The organism is Extensimonas perlucida (assembly GCF_007655255.1).
In the GTDB taxonomy this organism is placed as follows: Bacteria; Pseudomonadota; Gammaproteobacteria; order Burkholderiales; family Burkholderiaceae_C; genus Extensimonas; species Extensimonas perlucida.
The window spans coordinates 82,254-99,618 of record NZ_VMYE01000002.1 but is presented as its reverse complement, the minus strand read 5'-3'; the positions used below and the strand labels follow the sequence as shown (position 1 = coordinate 99,618).

The 17,365-nt window shown below is 66.1% G+C and carries 14 protein-coding genes; 1 reads left to right on the top strand and 13 read right to left on the bottom strand.

Annotated features, from left to right (window positions below; genetic code table 11):
- The 12 genes from rbbA to FK527_RS17200 all read right to left on the bottom strand — a co-directional run bounded on the left by rbbA (position 1) and on the right by FK527_RS17200 (position 14,088).
- Positions 1 to 2,793: a ribosome-associated ATPase/putative transporter RbbA gene (rbbA, locus tag FK527_RS03080; protein ID WP_144729596.1), complete on the bottom strand. Its 2,793-nt coding sequence runs from the start codon at positions 2,791 to 2,793 to the stop codon at positions 1 to 3.
- A complete protein-coding gene (locus tag FK527_RS03075) occupies positions 2,790 to 3,869 on the bottom strand; it encodes an HlyD family secretion protein (RefSeq protein WP_144729594.1) in 1,080 nt (359 codons plus the stop codon). Before FK527_RS03075 ends, rbbA begins: the two co-directional genes overlap by 4 nt.
- A 21-nt stretch (positions 3,870 to 3,890) precedes the next feature.
- A complete protein-coding gene (locus FK527_RS03070) occupies positions 3,891 to 5,405 on the bottom strand; it encodes an efflux transporter outer membrane subunit (RefSeq protein WP_222116123.1) in 1,515 nt (504 codons plus the stop codon).
- A 108-nt stretch (positions 5,406 to 5,513) separates the two neighbouring features.
- Positions 5,514 to 7,361, bottom strand: coding sequence for a PHA/PHB synthase family protein (locus FK527_RS03065; RefSeq protein ID WP_144729592.1), 1,848 nt, complete (start codon positions 7,359 to 7,361; stop codon positions 5,514 to 5,516).
- Between the two features lie 267 nt (positions 7,362 to 7,628).
- Entirely contained in the window at positions 7,629 to 9,944 is a 2,316-nt protein-coding gene (locus FK527_RS03060) for a xanthine dehydrogenase family protein molybdopterin-binding subunit (protein ID WP_144729590.1), read from the bottom strand.
- On the bottom strand, positions 9,941 to 10,435 hold the full coding sequence (locus tag FK527_RS03055; RefSeq protein WP_144729588.1) for a (2Fe-2S)-binding protein: 495 nt from the start codon (positions 10,433 to 10,435) through the stop codon (positions 9,941 to 9,943). The genes FK527_RS03060 and FK527_RS03055 overlap by 4 nt, the downstream gene beginning before the upstream one ends.
- Positions 10,436 to 10,511: 76 nt before the next feature.
- Positions 10,512 to 11,678 carry a pyrroloquinoline quinone biosynthesis protein PqqE gene (pqqE, locus tag FK527_RS03050; RefSeq protein ID WP_144729586.1) on the bottom strand — a complete coding sequence of 389 codons (1,167 nt, stop codon included), beginning with the start codon at positions 11,676 to 11,678 and terminating at the stop codon, positions 10,512 to 10,514.
- Positions 11,675 to 11,956, bottom strand: coding sequence for a pyrroloquinoline quinone biosynthesis peptide chaperone PqqD (pqqD, locus tag FK527_RS03045; RefSeq protein ID WP_144729585.1), 282 nt, complete (start codon positions 11,954 to 11,956; stop codon positions 11,675 to 11,677). The genes pqqE and pqqD overlap by 4 nt, the downstream gene beginning before the upstream one ends.
- The gene (gene pqqC / locus FK527_RS03040) at positions 11,949 to 12,695 is read right to left on the bottom strand and encodes a pyrroloquinoline-quinone synthase PqqC (RefSeq protein ID WP_144729583.1); all 747 of its coding nucleotides are present in this window, start codon (positions 12,693 to 12,695) and stop codon (positions 11,949 to 11,951) included. Before pqqC ends, pqqD begins: the two co-directional genes overlap by 8 nt.
- On the bottom strand, positions 12,692 to 13,612 hold the full coding sequence (pqqB, locus tag FK527_RS03035; protein WP_222116128.1) for a pyrroloquinoline quinone biosynthesis protein PqqB: 921 nt from the start codon (positions 13,610 to 13,612) through the stop codon (positions 12,692 to 12,694). The genes pqqC and pqqB overlap by 4 nt, the downstream gene beginning before the upstream one ends.
- Positions 13,613 to 13,730: 118 nt before the next feature.
- Positions 13,731 to 13,805 (bottom strand): pyrroloquinoline quinone precursor peptide PqqA, encoded by a 75-nt coding sequence (gene pqqA / locus FK527_RS03030; RefSeq protein ID WP_144730016.1) that lies wholly within the window; start codon positions 13,803 to 13,805, stop codon positions 13,731 to 13,733.
- A gap of 136 nt (positions 13,806 to 13,941) precedes the next feature.
- On the bottom strand, positions 13,942 to 14,088 hold the full coding sequence (locus tag FK527_RS17200; RefSeq protein WP_186298368.1) for a hypothetical protein: 147 nt from the start codon (positions 14,086 to 14,088) through the stop codon (positions 13,942 to 13,944).
- A 28-nt stretch (positions 14,089 to 14,116) separates the two neighbouring features.
- On the opposite strand from FK527_RS17200, the gene pip reads away from it, so the two are divergent.
- Positions 14,117 to 15,082, top strand: coding sequence for a prolyl aminopeptidase (pip, locus tag FK527_RS03025; protein WP_144729579.1), 966 nt, complete (start codon positions 14,117 to 14,119; stop codon positions 15,080 to 15,082).
- Positions 15,083 to 15,159: 77 nt separating this feature from the next.
- Here the strand turns inward: pip and FK527_RS03020 are convergent, their stop codons facing one another.
- Positions 15,160 to 17,286 (bottom strand): PQQ-dependent dehydrogenase, methanol/ethanol family, encoded by a 2,127-nt coding sequence (locus FK527_RS03020; protein WP_144729577.1) that lies wholly within the window; start codon positions 17,284 to 17,286, stop codon positions 15,160 to 15,162.
- Between the last annotated feature and the right edge of the window lie 79 nt (positions 17,287 to 17,365).

Below are 17,365 nucleotides of genomic sequence, written 5' to 3'. Positions count from 1 at the left end.
TCACTTCTCCTGCTTTTTCAGCAGCACGATGGCCAAGGCCACGATGAGCAGCGCCGACGCAACCATGGGCGGAAACATGGCGTGCAGGTCGGCGAAGGTGAGCGCCTTGTTGAACACGCCGCGGCTGATGGTGACGTAGTTGGCGAGCGGATAGACCTCGCCGATCATGCGCCCCACGCCTTCGAGCGATGACACGGGGTGGATGAGGCCCGAGAACTGCATCGCCGGCAGCATGGAGCCGACCATGGTGAAGAACATGGCCGCGATCTGGCTGCGCGTGAAGGTCGAGGCGAACAGACCGAATCCGGTCGAGAAACCGACAAAGACGATCGAGGCCAGCAGCAAGGTCGGAAACCCGCCCTTGACCGGCACATCGAACAAGGTCACGGCCAGCAGCGACAGAACCAGAAAGTTCAGCACCCCCAGCACGATGTAGGGCAGCTGCTTGCCGAGCAGAAATTCGGCGCGCGTCACGGGCGTGACGTAGAGGTTGATGATGGAGCCCAGCTCTTTTTCGCGCACCACCGAGAGCGCCGTGAGGATGGACGGGATCATCATCAGCAGCAACGGGATCACGGCCGGCACCATGGCGGGCAGGCTGCGCACGTCCGGGTTGTAGCGAAAGCGCGTCTCCACGGTCGCGGCGCCGGTGCCAAGTTCTTGCCCGAGCTGGGTGCGCGCCAGGTCTTCCATCCACTTCAGGTGCATGCCCTGCACGTAGCCCTGGATGGTGTCGGCGCGCATGGGCATGGCGCCGTCGACCCAGGCGCCGATCTCCACCGGCTGGCCGCGCAGCAGCTTGCGCTCGAAGTCCGGCGGAATCTCGATGGCGAGCGAAATCTCGCCCTTGCGCATGCGCCGGTCCAGCTCGGCGTAGTCGGTGATCGGCGCGTGCTCGATGAAGTAGCGCGAGCCCGCGAGGTTGAGCGCGTAGTTCTGGCTCAGCGGGCTGTGGTCGCGGTCGAGCACGGCGTAGCTCAGGTCGTTCACGTCCATGGTGATGCCGTAGCCCATGATGAGCATCAAGACCACGGTGCCGAACAATGCCATCACCAGGCGCACCGGGTCGTGGCGCAGCTCGCGTGCCTCGCGCAAGGTGTAGCTCAAGGCGCGTCCGGGGCTGAACAGGCGCGCGCGTGGATGCGCCGGGGCATGGGGTTTGGGCGCTGCGGACGCTGGCGCTGCCGTGCCTGCGGGTGCGACTTCGGCCGGCGCGGCGTCCTTGAGGTAGGCGATGAAGGCTTCTTCGAGCGTGGCCGCGCCGCGCTGGGCGACGATGGCCTTGGGCGTGTCGCTGACCAGCACCTTGCCCTGGTGCATGAGCGAGATGCGGTCGCAGCGTTCGGCCTCGTTCATGAAATGGGTCGAGATGAAGATCGTGACCTTGTCCTTGCGCGAAAGATCGATCAGAAACTGCCAGAACGCGTCGCGCGCCACCGGATCGACGCCCGAGGTCGGCTCGTCGAGGATCAAGAGCTCGGGCTCGTGCACCAGCGCCACGGCCAGCGACAGGCGCTGGCGCACGCCCAGCGGCAGCTTGTCGGGCAAGGCCTTGGGATGCTCGGCCAAGCCGAAGCGCTCCATCAGCGCCTGCACGCGCGCCGGAATCTGCGCCTCGGGCACGCCAAAGAGGCGCGCGTGCAGCACCAGGTTTTGCTCGACGTTGAGCTCCGAATACAGCGAGAACGCCTGCGACATGTAGCCCACACGCCGGCGCGTCGCAATGTCGTGCGCATCGACCTCCTGCCCAAACAGCCAGGCTTCGCCTTCGCTGGGCGGCAACAGGCCGGTGAGCATCTTCATGGTGGTGGTCTTGCCGCAACCGTTGCTGCCGAGAAAGCCGAAGATCTCGCCGCGGCGGATGCGGAAGTTGACATGATCGACCGCGGTGAAGTCGCCAAAGCGCATGGTGAGATCGCGCGCCTCGATCGCGATGTCTTCGCCATCGACGAAAGGCGGCACCACCACGGCCTGGTGCCCGCGCTTTTCCTCCTCGGGCAGCAGCGCGATGAAGGCCTGTTCGAGCGTCTGCGTGTGCGTGCGCGCGTGCAGCTCCTGCGGCGTGCCGGTGGCCAGCACGCGGCCGGCGTCCATAGCCACGAGCCAGTCGAAGCGCTCGGCCTCTTCCATGTAGGCCGTGGCCACCATCACGCTCATGCCGGGACGCTCGCGCCGGATGTCGCCGATCAGCGTCCAGAACTGGCTGCGCGCCAGCGGATCGACGCCCGTGGTGGGCTCGTCGAGGATCAGCAAGTCCGGGTCGTGGATCAGCGCGCAGCACAGGCCGAGCTTTTGCTTCATGCCGCCCGAGAGCTTGCCCGCGGGGCGGCTGAGGAACGGGTACAGCCCGGTCGCGCGCGTCAATTCGTCGATGCGCCGGCGCCGCTCGGCCGCGCCGTGGCCGAACAGGCGTGCGAAGAACTGCAGATTGTCCTCGATCGAGAGCGAGGGGTAGAGGTTCTTGCCCAGGCCCTGCGGCATGTAGGCGATGGCCGGGCAGACGCGGTCGCGGTGGCGCTTGGAGCGCATGTCGCCACCCAGCACCTCCACCGTTCCCTCCTGCACGGCGCGCGCCCCCGAGATCAGCGCGAGCAGGCTGGACTTGCCCACGCCGTCGGGGCCGATCAGGCCCACCATGCGGCCTGCGGGAATTTCGAGGCTAATGCCATCGAGCGCGCGCGTCTCGCCGTAGCGCAGGCCCACGCCGTCTAGGCGCACGACGCTGCCATCGAGGCGAGCCCCGTGCTGCAGGGCGTCGCCTTCGGGTTGCGGGTTGCGGGCGGGCAGCGTCATTCAGGCACCTTCACGCCGAGGTTTTCCGGCCAGGGTGCTTGCGCGTCTATCTTCACCCAGGCCATGCCGGGCAGGCCGGTCTTGACCTGCTTGAGGTGCTTGCGCAGCAGCTCGGGGTCTATGCGCGCCTTCACGCGGAACATGAGCTTTTGCCGCTCGAGCGCGGTTTCCACCGTCTTGGGCGTGAACTGCGCGACGCTGGAGACGAAGGAGACCTTGGCCGGAATGACGTAGCCCGGCACGGCGTCGAGCACGATGCGCGCCTCGGTGCCCAGCGGCACGCGGCCGACGACGGTCTCGGGCAGGAAAAAGGTCATGTAGACGTCGCTCAGATCGACCATGTTGAGCACCTTGCCGCCCGCGCCCAGCACCTCGCCGGGCTGGGCCACGCGGTACTGCACGCGGCCGTCGCGCGGCGCCTTGAGCTTGCTGTCGGCGATGTCGGCGTCTATGCGCGCTATCGTGGCCGTGAGCGCCTCCACCGTGGCCTGCGCGCCCGTGACCTGCGCTTTGGCCGCGGCAATGGCCGACTCGGCGGCCTGGGCCTGCGCCTTGGCCGCGGCCAGCGCGGCCTCGGCGTTGTGCACCGCGGCACGGTCGTCGTCGAGCTCCTGGATGGACGTCGCGCCCTCGGTCGCGAGCGTCTGCGAGCGCACGAGGCGCCGGCGCGCGTTGTCGAGCTCGCTCGCGCGCTGCACCACCACGGCCTGCGCGGCGGCGAGGTCGCTCTCGCGCACCTTGACCTGGGCTTGCGCGCTCGCCACGCCGGTCATGGCCTGCTGCTTTTGCGCCACGGCTTCGTTGCGCTGGGCCGTGAGCGTATCGACCTGCATTTGCGCGAGCACCTGGCCCGCGCTGACGAAGTCGCCCTCATTGGCGAACACATCGACCACGCGGCCCGCGAATTTGGTGGACACGTCGATCTCGGTAGCCTCTATGCGGCCATTGCCGCCGACCACGGCTTGCGCGTCGCCGTCCGCGCGCAGCTTTTTCCAGCCGAACCAGGCGAGCAGCGCGACGACGAGGACGATGGCAGAGGCGATGAGGATTTTTTTTCTTGGCATGGGGACGGGCATGGCGGAACTCGTGGCGTGGGTTCAGGGGGCGGACGGCGCTGTGGCAGCCGCAGCAGCAGAGGAAGGCAGCGTGGCCAGCGCGGGCAGCGTGGCGAATTCCGCACTGCCGCCACCGAGCGCGGCGTAGAGGTTCACGCGGCTCGCGAGCAGCGCGCGGCGCGTTTGCACGAGCTGCTGCTGCGCGCTGAGCAGCTCACGCTGTGCGTCGAGCACTTCGAAATAAGGAGCGCTGCCGTTGTCGTAGCGCAGCTGCGCGAGGCGCGCACGCTCGGCCTGCGCGGCCAGCGTGGCACGGTCGGCGCCGAGCTGTTCGCCCAGCCAGCGCCGCGCGGCGAGCGCGTCGGAGACTTCGCGGAACGCAGACTGTATGGTTTTTTCGTAGTCGGACACGGCCAGGTTGCGCCGCACCTGCGCCAGGTCGAGGCTGGCGCGGTTGCGCCCGCCGTCGAAGATCGGCAGCGACAGGCTGGGCATGAACTGCCAGGCGCTGCTGCCGGAATCGAACAGACCGCTGAACTCGGCGCTCGCCGTGCCGTAGGCGCCCGTGAGCGTGACGCGCGGGAAGAAGGCCGCGCGCGCCGCGCCGATGTTGGCGTGCGCCGCGCGCAGGCGGTGCTCGGCGGCCAGGATGTCGGGGCGCTGCAGCAGCAGGTCGGACGGCAGCCCGGCGCGCAGCTCGGTGGCCATGGCTTGGTCGTCGAGCGTGCCGGGCTGCGCAAGTTCTGGCAGCGGCATGCCCACGAGCAGGCTGAGCGCGTGCAGCTGCAGGGCCCGCAGCTGACCGAGCTGTGCGGCCAGGCTTTGCGCCTGGTGCAGCAGGGTTTCTGTCTGCACGAGGTCGGTGCGCGCGATCGCGCCGACCTCGAAGCGGCGCGTGAAGATGCGCACCGCTTCCTGCCGGTTGGCAACCGTCTGCTGCGCGAGCGCGAGGCGCTCGTCGAGCTCGCGCAGTGCAAAGTAGGCGTTGGCGAGCTGCGTGACCAGGCTCACGCTCACGGCGCGGCGCGCCTCGTCGGTGGCGAGGTAGTTCTCGAGTGCGGCGTCGCGCAGGCTGCGCACGCGGCCCCAGAAGTCGAGCTCCCAGCTCGCAAGGCCCAGCCCCGCCTGGTACTGGCTTGCCGTGACGGCGCGGCCCGTGGGGCTCAGGTCGGCGGGCGTGCGCCCGCGTGCGCCGTCGGCCGTGGCCGCGACTGTGGGGAACAGGTCGGCCCGCTGAATGCCCAAAATCGCCTGCGCCTCGGCCACGCGCAGGGTGGCGCTGCGCAGGTCGCGGCTGTTTTCGAGCGCCTGCGCGATCAGCTGTTGCAGGCGCGGCTCGGTGAAGTAGCTGCGCCAGGCCAGCGCGGCCGCCTGCACGCCGCCGTCGGCGCGGCCGAGGTCTTCTGCCGCGTAGCGTTCGGCCACAGGAGCTTGGGGCGCCTCGTAGGACGGCGCGAGCGACATGCAACCAGCGAGCAGCAGCGCCGCCGCTGCGATGAGCATGGGCAGCGGCGGCGGCAGCGCCGGGCAGTGCGGGAAGGCAGAGGGTGCAGTCATTGAGCTCCACAATTTATGAACAAATTGGCTGTTTACACATATGCATCAAGCGCAAGCAGCTACAGTTTCAGAAGCAATCCTGATGTCGGCGCTTGCTGCCAGGTACGCTCATTTTTGCAGCACATAGGTGCCCGGCGCGTCGGCAAGCGGCGGATACCCCTTGGCGCCCATGGCCGGCGGCGCCACGGGCGCGCCCGAATGCGCCTCAAGCCACGCCAGCCACGAGGGCCACCACGAGTCGGGCCGCAGCTCGGCCAGCGCAAGCCAGTCGTCGGGATCGACGTAATTGCCCTCCGCGGGCCGCGTGAGGATGCGGTGGTGGCGGCGCGGGTGGCCCGGCGGGCTCACGATGCCGGCGTTGTGCCCGCCGCTCGTGAGCGCGAAGGTGATCTCGGCCGGGCTCAGGTAGTGCAGCTTGTGCACCGAGCGCCAGGGCGCGACGTGGTCGGTCTCGGTGCCGACCATGAAGGTGGGCAGCGTGATGCGGCCCAGGCTCACGGGTTTGTCATCGACGTGGTAGCGGCCCTCGCTGAGGTCGTCGTCGAGGAACAGGCGGCGCAGGTACTGCGTGTGCATGGTGGCAGGCATGCGCGTGCCGTCGGCGTTCCAGGCCATGAGGTCGTTCAGAGGCCGGCGCTCGCCGAGCAGGTAGTCGTTGACCATGCGCGACCACAGCAGGTCGTACGAGCGCAGCATCTGAAAAGCACCGGCCATCTGCTCGGCGCGCAGGTAGCCGGTCACGTCCATCTGCGCTTCGAGCAGGCTCAGCTGGCTCTCGTCGATGAAGAGCGCGAGCTCGCCGGGCTCGGTGAAGTCGGTCTGCGCGGCAAACAGCGTCATCGTGGCGAGGCGCTCGTCACCGTCGCGCGCCATCGCGGCGGCGGCAATGGCGAGCAGCGTGCCGCCCAGGCAGTAGCCCACGGCATGCACCTTGCGCTCGGGCACGATGGCGTTCACGGCGGCCAGCGCAGCGCGAAAACCCAGGTTCAGGTAGTCGTCCAGGCTCAGATCGCGGTCCTCGGCCGTGGGGTTCTTCCAGGAAATGCAAAACACCGTGAAGCCGTGATCGACCAAATATCTGACCAGCGAGTTGTGCGGCGAGAGGTCGAGGATGTAGTACTTCATGATCCACGCCGGCGTGATCAGGATGGGCTCGGGGTGCACGGTCTCGGTCGTGGGCGCGTACTGGAGGAGCTCTATCAGGTGGTTTTTCAGCACCACCTTGCCGGGCGTGATGGCCAGGTTCTGGCCCGCGGCGAAATTCTCTGCGCCCGCCGGCGGCTCGCCCGCCAGCGCGCGGCGCCAGTCGTCGAGCGCATTGAGCGCGCCGTGCACGAGGTTCATGCCGCCTTGCTCGCGTGTGCGCTGCAGCGCCACCGGGTTGGTGAGCAACTGGTTGCCCGGCGAGAACACGTCGAGCAGCTGCCGCGCCGCAAAGGCGACGATGTCTTCATGGTGCTTGTCCACGCCCCAGACGCCGCGCGTGGCCGCGGTCCACCACTCCTCGGTGAGCGAAAACGACTGCTGCAGCACGTTGAACGGCCACTGCTGCCATTCGGGCGCAGCAAAGCGCGGGTCCAGCGTGGGCGGCTTGACACTGAGGTGGCGCCGGGGCGGTTGCGCCGCTGCGGTCTGCGCGTCGCTCGTCGCGCCTGGCGGCGCCTGCTCTTGCGGCCCTTGCGGGCCATCGGCGAGCCGCTGGAACTGGTCGATCGCCTCTTCGGTGGCGTAGCGCAGCAAGGCGTCGTTCTTTTGCAGCGCGAGGCGCAGCAAGTCCAGGCATTTGCCGGGCGATGCGGCCAGATGCATGGCCCAATCGCTTGCGGACAGCACCCCCGCCATAGGCGACAGCGAGGCCGTTTGCTGCGCCAGCGCGGCGCGGAATGCCGGGTCGAGCGCGTCTGCGAACGAACTGGGCAGGGTGCTGGGCGGATTGTCGAAACCGGAACGGGGCATGCGCGTTTCCTTTCAGGGAGCTGCGCCGCAGCCAAGCCAAAAGGCGCCGTGGCTGGCAAGCGGGGGCAAACGGGAACGAACTATAGGCAGCGTAGCGGTGCAAGGACTTGACTCACGTCAACGCCACCCGGCTCACCCGCACAAGGAGAGCTGCTTCAGGATAAGTCCGAAAGAAGACAGGGGCGCGGCAAAGTCGCAGCACACCCATGGCCCACTCGGGTATGGGTGTGTTGCCTTGCCACCGTCGGCACTTGTGCCGACGAAAATCTAGCCCAGCCGCAGGGGCAGCGCACGCAGACGCTTGCCGGTCAAGGCAAACAAGGCATTGGCCACGGCCGGCGCGATGGGCGGCGTGCCAGGCTCGCCGACACCCGTCGGGGGCAGGCTGCTCGGGACGATGTGCGTTTCGATGACCGGGCTTTGCGCCAGGCCCAGCAGCGGATAGTCGGGAAAATTTTTCTGCTGCACCATGCCGTCTTTGACGTCGATGCAGCCATGCAGCGCGGCCGTGAGGCCGAAGATCACCCCGCTCTCCATCTGCTGCGCGACGATGCCGGGGTTGACCACGGTGCCGCAGTCCACCGCCACGACCACGCGGTGCACGCGCGGCGCGTCCTGGTCGAGCGAGACTTCCGCCACCTGCGCGACGATGCTGCCAAACGACTCGTGCAAAGCCACGCCGCGCGCGCGGCCTGCGGCCAGCGGAGCGCCCCAGCCGGCCTTGTCCGCCGCCAGGCGCAGCACGGCCGCATGGCGCGGCATGTCGGCGAGCAGCGAGAGGCGGAAGGCCACCGGGTCCATCTTGCTCTCGACCGCCATCTCGTCGATGAAGCTCTCGATGAAAAACGCATGGTGCGAATGCCCCACCGAGCGCCAGAAGCCCACCGGCACCTCGTTGCGCGTGGCAGCGTGGTGCATGTGCTGGTGGGGAATGGCGTAGGGCTGGTCGAACAGGCCCTCCATGGCGGTTTTGTCGGGCATGTCCACGGGCCCGGCCAGTGCGGGCAAGGTGCGCGCCATCCAGCGCGGCGTGATGGCATCGCCCGCGCTGTGGATGCGCAGGCTTTGCGGGCGCGCGCCCGCCTTGCCCCAGTCTGCACCCCAGCTCGCGCGCAGGTGCGCGGCGCTCGCAGGGCGATAGAAGTCGTGCGTCGTGTCTTCCTCGCGTGGCCAAAGGATTTGCACCGGCCGCCCCGGCATGGCCTTGGCGGCCTCCACCGCCTGCAGCACGTAATCCACTTCGAGGCGCCGGCCAAAGCCGCCGCCGAGCAGGGTCACGTGCAAGACCACGTGCGCTTCGTCCACCCCCGCCGCCTTGGCCGCGAGCTTGCGCGCCTGTGAGGGCACTTGCGTTGGCAGCCACAGCGTCAGCCGGCCGTCCTGCAGCAAGGCGGTGCCGTTCATGGGCTCCATGGTGGCGTGCGCCAGGTAGGGCGCCTGGTACGTTGCCTCGATCTGGTGGCGCGCCTGCGCTTCGGCCTGCGCGGCATCGCCGCGGCTGTGGAACGTGGTGCCGCCGTCGCCCTCCTTGGCTTCGTGCACGAGAGCCTGCAGGATGCGGTCGGAATCGGCCAGTGTCTGCGCTGCCTTGGGCTGGCCTTGATCGTCCGACGGCGCCTGCCATTGCACGTCGAGCGCCTGCACTGCGCGCAGGGCATGCCAGGTGGTGTGCGCCACCACGGCCACGCCCGCCGTGGCGCCAGCGTGCGCGCCCAGGCGCAGGCACTTTTGCACGCCGGGCATGCGCAGCACCTCGGCCTCGTTGCGCAGCGCGCCCACGCCGCCGCCCAGCATGGGCGCCATGCGCACGGCAGCAAACAGCAAACCGGGCGGGCGCACATCGATGCCGAACACGGCCTGCCCTGTGACTTTCGCGGGCACGTCACGGCGCAGCGCGGCCTGGCCGATGAGTTTGCGCTGCGCTGCGGTTTTGGGGCGCACGTGCTCGGGCTGGATGCGCACGGCCGCTTCGGCCAGTTCACCAAAGTGGGCACGGCGCGCGCCATGCTGCAGCGCGCCATCGAGTACCTGGATTTCGGCGGCTGGCACGCTCCAGCGCTGGGCGGCGGCAGCCACCAGTTGCGCGCGCGCCGTGGCCGCGGCCAGGCGCACCGGCTCCCAGGCGTCGGTCACGGTCGAAGAGCCGCCGGTCACGCTCAGGCCCAGCTCGCGCGCGAGCTTGCCGACCAACCATTGGCCCGTGCGCGCCGCCACCGTCTCCTGGCCCGGCTGGGTGCTGCGCGGATGAAAAGGCAGCGACGCGACGAACATGGCGACGTTGCCATAAATGGATTGCGGCCCCGCGGTTTCGGTGCTGACCCATTCGAGCGGCAGGTCCAGCTCGTCGGCCACCAGCATGGGCAGCGCCGTGTGCACGCCCTGCCCCATTTCAGCGCGAGGCATGGCCATCACCACGCGGCCCTGGGGGGTGATGCGGATCCAGCCATTGAGCGCGATCTCGCCGCCGCTGCCGGCAAAGTCCTCGGGCTTGCCCAGGCGCGCGCGCTGCGGCGCCACGCCCCAGCCGACCACGAGCAGCCCTGCGCCGGCGAGGGCGCTCAACACGAAGGTACGGCGCTTCATCGCATCATCTCGGCCGTGGGCGCGGCTGCCGTGGGCTGGGCGTGCGCCGCGGCATGGATGGCGGCGCGCACGCGCGGGTAGGTGCCGCAGCGGCACAGATTGCTGATGGCCTCGTCGATCTGGGCGTCGCTGGGCTGCGGGTGGCGCGCGAGCAAGTCTGCCGCGGCCATGAGCATGCCGCTTTGGCAGTAGCCGCACTGCGGCACCTGCTGCGCGATCCAGGCGGCCTGCAAGGCGTGCAGGCCAGCGGGCGAGGCCAGCCCCTCTATCGTGCGCACCTCGCGCCCCTGCACGGCAGACAGCGGCGTCACGCAGGAGCGCACGGCCTGCCCATCCAGGTGCACGGTGCACGCGCCACAGGCGCCGATGCCGCAGCCGAACTTGGTGCCCGTGAGCTGCAGCACGTCGCGCAGCGCCCAGAGCAAGGGCATTTCGGGTGCGACCTGGTCGCCTTGCAGGGGGTGATTTTTGCCGTTGACGTGCAAGTCCATGGCGTCTCCTTGCTATGCTTTTTGATATGCGCGCGCATTCCGACTGCTGCCCGAGGGAGCCCAGCGCGCGTATCCCTCACGGTTCAAAAAATCGGGACGCGGGCCGTGCATTGGCCGGATCGCGAAACACCAAAGGTTTGGCGTCCACGCGTTCGGCATCAGGCAGCTGGGCGCGCGCAACGGCTTGTTCGATCAGCGCATGCTGGGGCGATTTGCTGCACACCGGGTCGGCATTCGCCGCATCGCCGCTCAGCATGAAGGCCTGGCAACGGCAGCCGCCCAAGTCCTTTTCTTTTTCCGGGCAGGTGCGACAAGGCTCTTTCATCCACGCAAAACCACGAAAGCGGTCGAAGGCGGGTGAGCGGTGCCAGATGTCGTCCACGCGCATGTCGCGCACGTTCGGGAAGTCGATGTCCGGGAGCATGCGCGCCGTGTGGCAAGGCAGCGCATAGCCATCGGGCGTGATGGTCAGGAACACGTTGCCCCAACCGTTCATGCACTTTTTGGGGCGGGTTTCATAGTAATCGGGCACCACAAAAAAAATGCGAATCCTGTCGCCGAGCTTTTGCCTATAGTCGTTGGTCAGGGCTTCGGCACGCTGCAACTGCGCGCGCGAGGGCAGCAGTTGATCCCGGTTGAGGGCGGCCCACGAGTAATACTGGTTGTTGGCCAGCTCCAGGTATTCGGCGCCGAGCTCCACCGCCAGCTCGATGATGGTGCCGATGTGGTCTATGTTCTGGCGGTGGATCACACAGTTCATCACCATGGGCCAGCCATGGCTTTTGATCGTGTCGGCGACGCGGCGCTTGAGATCGAACGTCTTGGTGTGGGACAAAAAATCGTTGAGCTCTTTGGTCGAGTCCTGAAAGGAGAGCTGGATGTGGTCCAAGCCTGCGGCTTTGAGGGCCGCGGCACGCTGCTGCGTCAGGCCCACACCGGAAGTCAGCAGGTTGGTATAGAAGCCCAGCCGGTGCGCTTCGGCCACCAGCACCTCGAGGTCGTCGCGCAGCAGGGGTTCGCCGCCTGAAAAGCCGCATTGCACACTGCCCGCGGCGCGCGCCTCGCGCAGCACGCGCAGCCAATCGTCCGTGCCCAACTCCGGGCCGGCGTGGGCAAAATCGACGGGGTTGTAGCAAAACACGCAATGCAGCGGACAGCGATAGGTCAGCTCGGCCAGCAGCCAGAGCGGTGGGCCGATGTCCGGGCCGCCAGCTGCAAAAGCCTGGGTGGCAGGCTCACTCATGTCTTGATCCAGCCTTGCTGTTGTGCGATGACCAGAAAGTCTTGCACATCCTGGGCCAGCCCCGCGGTGGCGAATGCACGTTCCAGTTCCTCCACGATCTCGCCCACCGTTTTGCGGCCGTCGATCCTGCGCATGATTTCCCCGGCGCTGCCGTTGAGCTTGACCATGCCTTCCGGGTAAAGCAGCACCCAGGCCTTTTGCGCCTCCTCCCATTGCAGGCGGAAGTGCCCGGCCAGGCGCGGGCGCTCCTGCGGCGTCAGGGAAGGCAGCTCAGCCATGCTTGGGCCCCTTGATCTCGATGTGGCATTGGTCGAGCATGATGGCATCGGCCAGGGCCCACAGAACGTCGAGCTTGAACTGCAGTATGTCCAGCACACGCTCCTGCATGGCACGTGTCTGGCTGAAATAGTCCAGCGTGAAGCGCAACCCGTGTTCCACGTCGCGACGCGCCTGTGTGAGGCGCTGCTTGAAATAGTGCAGGCCTTGCGTCTGTACCCACGGGTATTGCGTGGGCCAGGTGTCTATGCGCTGCTGATGAATGTGCGGGGCGAACAGCTCGGTCAGGCTGGATGCCACGGCCTCTTGCCATGGCTGGCGCCGTGCGAAGTTCACGTAGGCATCCACGGCAAAGCGCGCAGCCGGCGCCACATGGCGCAAGGACGTGACGGCTTCGCGCGTCAGGCCGACGGCTTCACCCAGGCGAATCCAGGCCTCGATCCCGCCCGGGTCTTCGATGCCGCCGATCTTGTAGCCATCGTGGTCGAGAATGCGTTGGATCCACTCGCGGCGAATCTCGCGGTCATCGCAGTTGGACAGGATGGCTGCGTCTTTGATCGGGATGCAAATCTGGTAGTAAAAGCGGTTGGCCACCCAGCCTTGCAACTGCTTTTGCGTCAGCTTGCCCTCGGCCATCATCACGTGGAAAGGGTGGTGGATGTGGTAGCCGCTGTTTTTGCCGCGCAGTTTTGCCTCGAATTCTTCCTTGCTCCAGGGGGGTGGGAGGTGGTGTTGGCTCACAGTTCGATCTCCATGCCGTCGTAGGACACCTCGATGCCGCGGCGCGTCAGTTCTTGCCGCTCAGGGCTGCGCTCATTCAGGATCGGGTTGGTATTGTTGATATGGATCAGCACCTTGCGCGTGCGACGGGGCAGTTGCTCCAGCCATTCGAGCATGCCGCCAGGCCCGCTCAGCGGAAGGTGCCCCATGGCACGAGAGGTTTTTCGCGATGCGCCGAGTGCGATCATTTCATCGTCGCTCCACAGCGTACCATCGACCAGCACGCAGTCAGCCGCTTGCATGGCCGCCCAGACATGCGGCTCCATCTGGCCGAGACCGGGAGCATAAAAAAGCTTTTTGCCGGTTTGCTGGTCGGTCAGCGTCACGCCTACGTTGTCGCCCGGCTGGGGGCGGTCGCGGTGCGGTGAATACGGCGGAGCGTTGCTGATAAGTGGCAGCGCATCAAACCCGATCCCCGGCACAGCCGGGATGGCAAAGCCTTCCCCGTGCAGAGGGACATCGTGCCACTGCACCCCGCAATAGTGGCGCAGCAGGTTGAATATAGGATTGCCGTGCGTGAGGTCTTCGCGCACCAAGGCATGGCACCATATCTGCAGGGGCTCGCGGTGCTCGCGCAGCATATACAGGCCGGTAGTGTGGTCGATCTGCGCGTCTATCAAAAAGATGGCGCGGATGGCAGTGTCGCGCAGCGTGCGCCCTGGCTGCAGCGCCGGAAATGCGCGCAACTGCTGCAAGATGTCAGGCGATGCGTTGAACAGCAGCCAATCTGTGTGGTTGCCACTCACCACAATCGAAGACTGCGTGCGCGCGCGGTAATCTGGGCTGCCGCTGCGTATGGCCGTGCAGTGAAGGCAGTTGCAATTCCATTGCGGAAAGCCGCCACCGGCAGCAGCGCCGAGAACATGGATTTTCAAAATAAAACCCGTCGATGATCGTGACACCAATTTCCTGCTTCCAGGAAACTTCATTCATGCCGCATGTCGCGGCAACTTTTACAGATAAATCCCGCCAAGGCAGCTTGGCGGGATTTATATTTCAGCGAACCGCAATATACATGGTGATTTCAAAACCAAAGCGCATATTAATTGCAGCAGGTTTTTCCCATTTCATGGTGATACTCCTTTCAAGGTTTGGAGGAACAAAAATCCTTCGGATGATCCGAAGGGACAGACTCAGTGTGCCAGTTTTACCCGGCAAGTTCCCTAGGGATAATCCCTAGGAGCCTGTCGGACTTTGGAGTCGTCGGCTACGAATGCGCCGCAGCGGCCCATTTTTTACCGGCTTCTTGCCCCATAGCACCACTATGGGGCGGCGAATCCGGCAAAAACTGTTCTCGCTGAGGCACATTCTCGCTTTCGACGCCCAAAGTCCGACAGGCTCCTAGAATTGACAACCCGCCCTCTTGACATACGCACCTTTTCATGCCTTCCATGCTTTATCCACCGATAGCCCCTTATGCCAGTGGAATGCTGGCTGTGGGAGGCGGCCATAGGGTTTATCACGAACAATGCGGCAACCCCGAAGGGGTGCCATTGGTGTTTCTCCATGGCGGCCCCGGCAGCGGTTGCAGTCCTGCACATCGGCGATTGTTCGATCCCACACGTTTTCGCATGGTGTTTTTCGATCAACGCGGCTGCGGCCGCAGCACGCCCAGGGGCGGCCTGCACGCCAATACCGCCCTCCACTTGCTGCGCGATCTGGAGCAGTTGCGCAAGCACTTGGGCATTGCGCAGTGGCTGGTGGTCGGCGGCTCTTGGGGAGCGGGACTGGGGCTTGCCTACGCTGCAGCTTATCCTTCGGTGTGCAAAGGCTTGCTGCTGCGCGGCGTGTTTCTGGGGCGCAAGGCAGACCTGGACTGGTTTTTCCATCAGGTGCGCGTGCTTTTGCCCGATGCCTGGCAGGCCTTGGTGCAGCAGTTTGCCAGCGCAACCGCGGATGGCGCGCTGGCATCTTTGTCGCACGCGGTGCTGGAAGGCGCGCCCGAAGAAGCGCTGGCCGCTGCCTTGGCCTGGGAGGCTTGGGAAGCCTGCGTGACGGAACGCCGGCTGGTCGCGCCACGCCATGGCGTGGCGCCAGAGCTTGCCCGCACTCTGGTCGATAAATACCGCATACAGGCGCACTACTTGCGCCACGGATGTTTCGGCAGGAATGAGGGCTTTTTTCTCAAGCATTTGCAGCGTCTGCATGGCATTCCGACCATCTTGCTTCATGGCCGCCTGGATTGGGTATGCCGCCCCATCGCCGCGTGGGAGGTGCATGCGCGGCTGCCTGGCAGTCGCTTGCTTTGGATCGAAGAAACAGGGCACAACCCCTTCGAGCCGCGCATGGTGCAAGCGCTGGCAACACAGGCCCTTGCACTTGCGGGGCAGGATGGCGGGCTTGCATGAATACGTTGGAGCATTTCCGTAAGCCCGCCAGATAAGGTAGAGACCGCCCGAAAGCACGCACCGCCGTTGTTTTACGCTCACTTCTTCGGCCGTATGGCGTCCGCCGTCCCCTGGATGAAGGCCTTGATCTTTTGCACATCCTCCATGCTCAGCTTGCCCGTGAAGTCCGGCATGCCGCGTTCCATCGCTGGGCCCTTGAAGATGACCTTATCGAGGTGCTCGATGAGCGAGGCGTCCATGTAGCCCAGGTTCGGGATGTTGCCGCCGCGATCCACGCCCGGCACACCGTGGCACAACACGCAGTTGCTCACGTACAGCATGGTGCCGGCCTGGATGTCGGCAGGGTTGTATTTGACGCCGCTGAGGAGCTTGTCGTTGCGCTGCTGCACGAAGGAGGGCATGGGTGCCTTGCCGTCGAGCACGAAGGTATAGACCGTGCCCGGGCCGATCTGGTCGGTGGCGCGCTGCGCAAGGCCATACACACCGCCCCAGCCGACGGCAATCGACACATACTGCTTGCCATCGACCATGTAGGTCGATGGTGCTGCGACGACGCCGGTCCCCGTGGCGACCTCCCAGAGTTTCTCGCCGGTCTTGGCGTTGTAGGCGACGAAGCGCCCGTCGGCCGTGCCCTGGAACACCAGGTTGCCCGCCGTGCTCAGCGTGCCGCCGTTCCAGGGCGAGACATGCTCTTGCGTCCAGACGGCTTTTTGCTGCACCGGATCCCAGGCGATCAGGCGCCCGAAGGGCTTGCTCTTGGGCGGCACAGGGTTCATGAAGGCGCCGATGTTCCAGCCGGTGCCCGAGCCGGGTTCGCCCGGAGACTTGGCGTTGAAGCTCCAGTTCTTGTCGTCCATCAGGTTGACCGGCACGTTTTGCGCGGGCAGATAGACGAGCCCCGTTTGCGGGTTGTACGACATCGAGTGCCAGTTGTGCGCACCGTAGGGGCCGGGGATGGCATCGTACGGCTTGCCTTCGGGGCGCGCCTCGGGCGTTTCGATCGGCCGGCCGTTGGCGTCGTAGCCCGTGGCCCAGTTCACATCGACGAAGTTCTTGGCCGAGATGAGTTTGCCGCTGGTGCGGTCGATGACGTAGAAGAAGCCGTTCTTGGGTGCGTGCAGGATGACCTTGCGCGGCTGGCCTTCGATCTTGAGGTCGGCCAGGATCATGGGCTGGGTGGAGGTGTAGTCCCAGTTGTCGCCGGGCGTTTCCTGGTAGTGCCAGACGTATTTGCCGGTGTCGGGGTCGAGCGCGACGATGGAGGACAGGTACAGGTTGTCGCCGCCAGCAGGGCTGCGTTTGCGCTGTGACCAGGGGCTGCCGTTGCCCGTGCCTACGTACATGAGGTTGAGTTCGGGGTCGAAGGTCAGCGTGTCCCAGGCGGTGCCGCCGCCGCCCACTTCCCAGTATTTGCCGCTCGGGTCCCAGGTTTTGGCGGCGCGCGCCATGGATTCGTCTTCGAAGGGTTTGCTCGGGTCGCCGGGCACGGTGAACCAGCGCCATTTCTGCGCGCCGGTCTTGGCGTCGTAGGCGGTGATGTAGCCGCGCACGCCGTATTCGGCGCCGCCGTTGCCTATGATGACCTTGCCTTTGAAGATGCGCGGCGCGCCGGTGATGGTGTAGGAGTGCTTGTGGTCGATGATGGTGTCTTTTTCCCAGACCTTTTTGCCCGTGGCGGCGTCGAGGGCGATCAGGCGGCCGTCGAACGAGGCGACATAGACCTTGCCTTCATACAGGGCCACGCCGCGGTTGACCACGTCGCAGCAGCCGCGGTAGCCGAGCGCCTTGGGCACTTTGGGGTCGTAGGTCCAGATTTTTTTGCCGCTGCGCACGTCGATGGCGTGCACCACGCTCCACGAGGCCGTGACGTACATGATGCCGTCCACCACGAGCGGGGTGGCTTCGACGCCGCGTTTGGAGCCCAGGTCGTATGACCAGGCCAGGCCCAGGTTTTTGACGTTGCCGGTGTTGATCTGGTCGAGCTTGCTGAAGCGCGTTTCGGCGTAGTCCAGGCCGTAGCTGGGCCAGTCATTGGTTTTGGCTTCGTTGGCGCGGATGAAGTTGCCATCGACTTTGCGGGTCGCCGCAGCAATGCGCGCAGCGGATGCCTGGGCTGGTTCGGCCATGCTCGTTTGCGTGGCCGCCAGCAGCATCGATGCTGCAAGCACGGGCAATACGGTTTGGGAGGAGTATGGGCGTTTCATGGTGTCTCCTGTGAGAGTTGAATTGGACGTGAAATGATGGGTAAAACCCGTGCTGGTCAGAGCAGGACAAGGCATGTCA

Coding starts and splice junctions, on each gene's coding strand:
- rbbA (WP_144729596.1), bottom strand. CDS start 2,793: ATGACGCTGCCCGCCCGCAACCCGCAACCCGAAGGCGACGCCCTGCAG.
- FK527_RS03075 (WP_144729594.1), bottom strand. CDS start 3,869: ATGCCCGTCCCCATGCCAAGAAAAAAAATCCTCATCGCCTCTGCCATC.
- FK527_RS03070 (WP_222116123.1), bottom strand. CDS start 5,405: ATGACTGCACCCTCTGCCTTCCCGCACTGCCCGGCGCTGCCGCCGCCG.
- FK527_RS03065 (WP_144729592.1), bottom strand. CDS start 7,361: ATGCCCCGTTCCGGTTTCGACAATCCGCCCAGCACCCTGCCCAGTTCG.
- FK527_RS03060 (WP_144729590.1), bottom strand. CDS start 9,944: ATGAAGCGCCGTACCTTCGTGTTGAGCGCCCTCGCCGGCGCAGGGCTG.
- FK527_RS03055 (WP_144729588.1), bottom strand. CDS start 10,435: ATGGACTTGCACGTCAACGGCAAAAATCACCCCCTGCAAGGCGACCAG.
- pqqE (WP_144729586.1), bottom strand. CDS start 11,678: ATGAGTGAGCCTGCCACCCAGGCTTTTGCAGCTGGCGGCCCGGACATC.
- pqqD (WP_144729585.1), bottom strand. CDS start 11,956: ATGGCTGAGCTGCCTTCCCTGACGCCGCAGGAGCGCCCGCGCCTGGCC.
- pip (WP_144729579.1), top strand. CDS start 14,117: ATGCCTTCCATGCTTTATCCACCGATAGCCCCTTATGCCAGTGGAATG.
- FK527_RS03020 (WP_144729577.1), bottom strand. CDS start 17,286: ATGAAACGCCCATACTCCTCCCAAACCGTATTGCCCGTGCTTGCAGCA.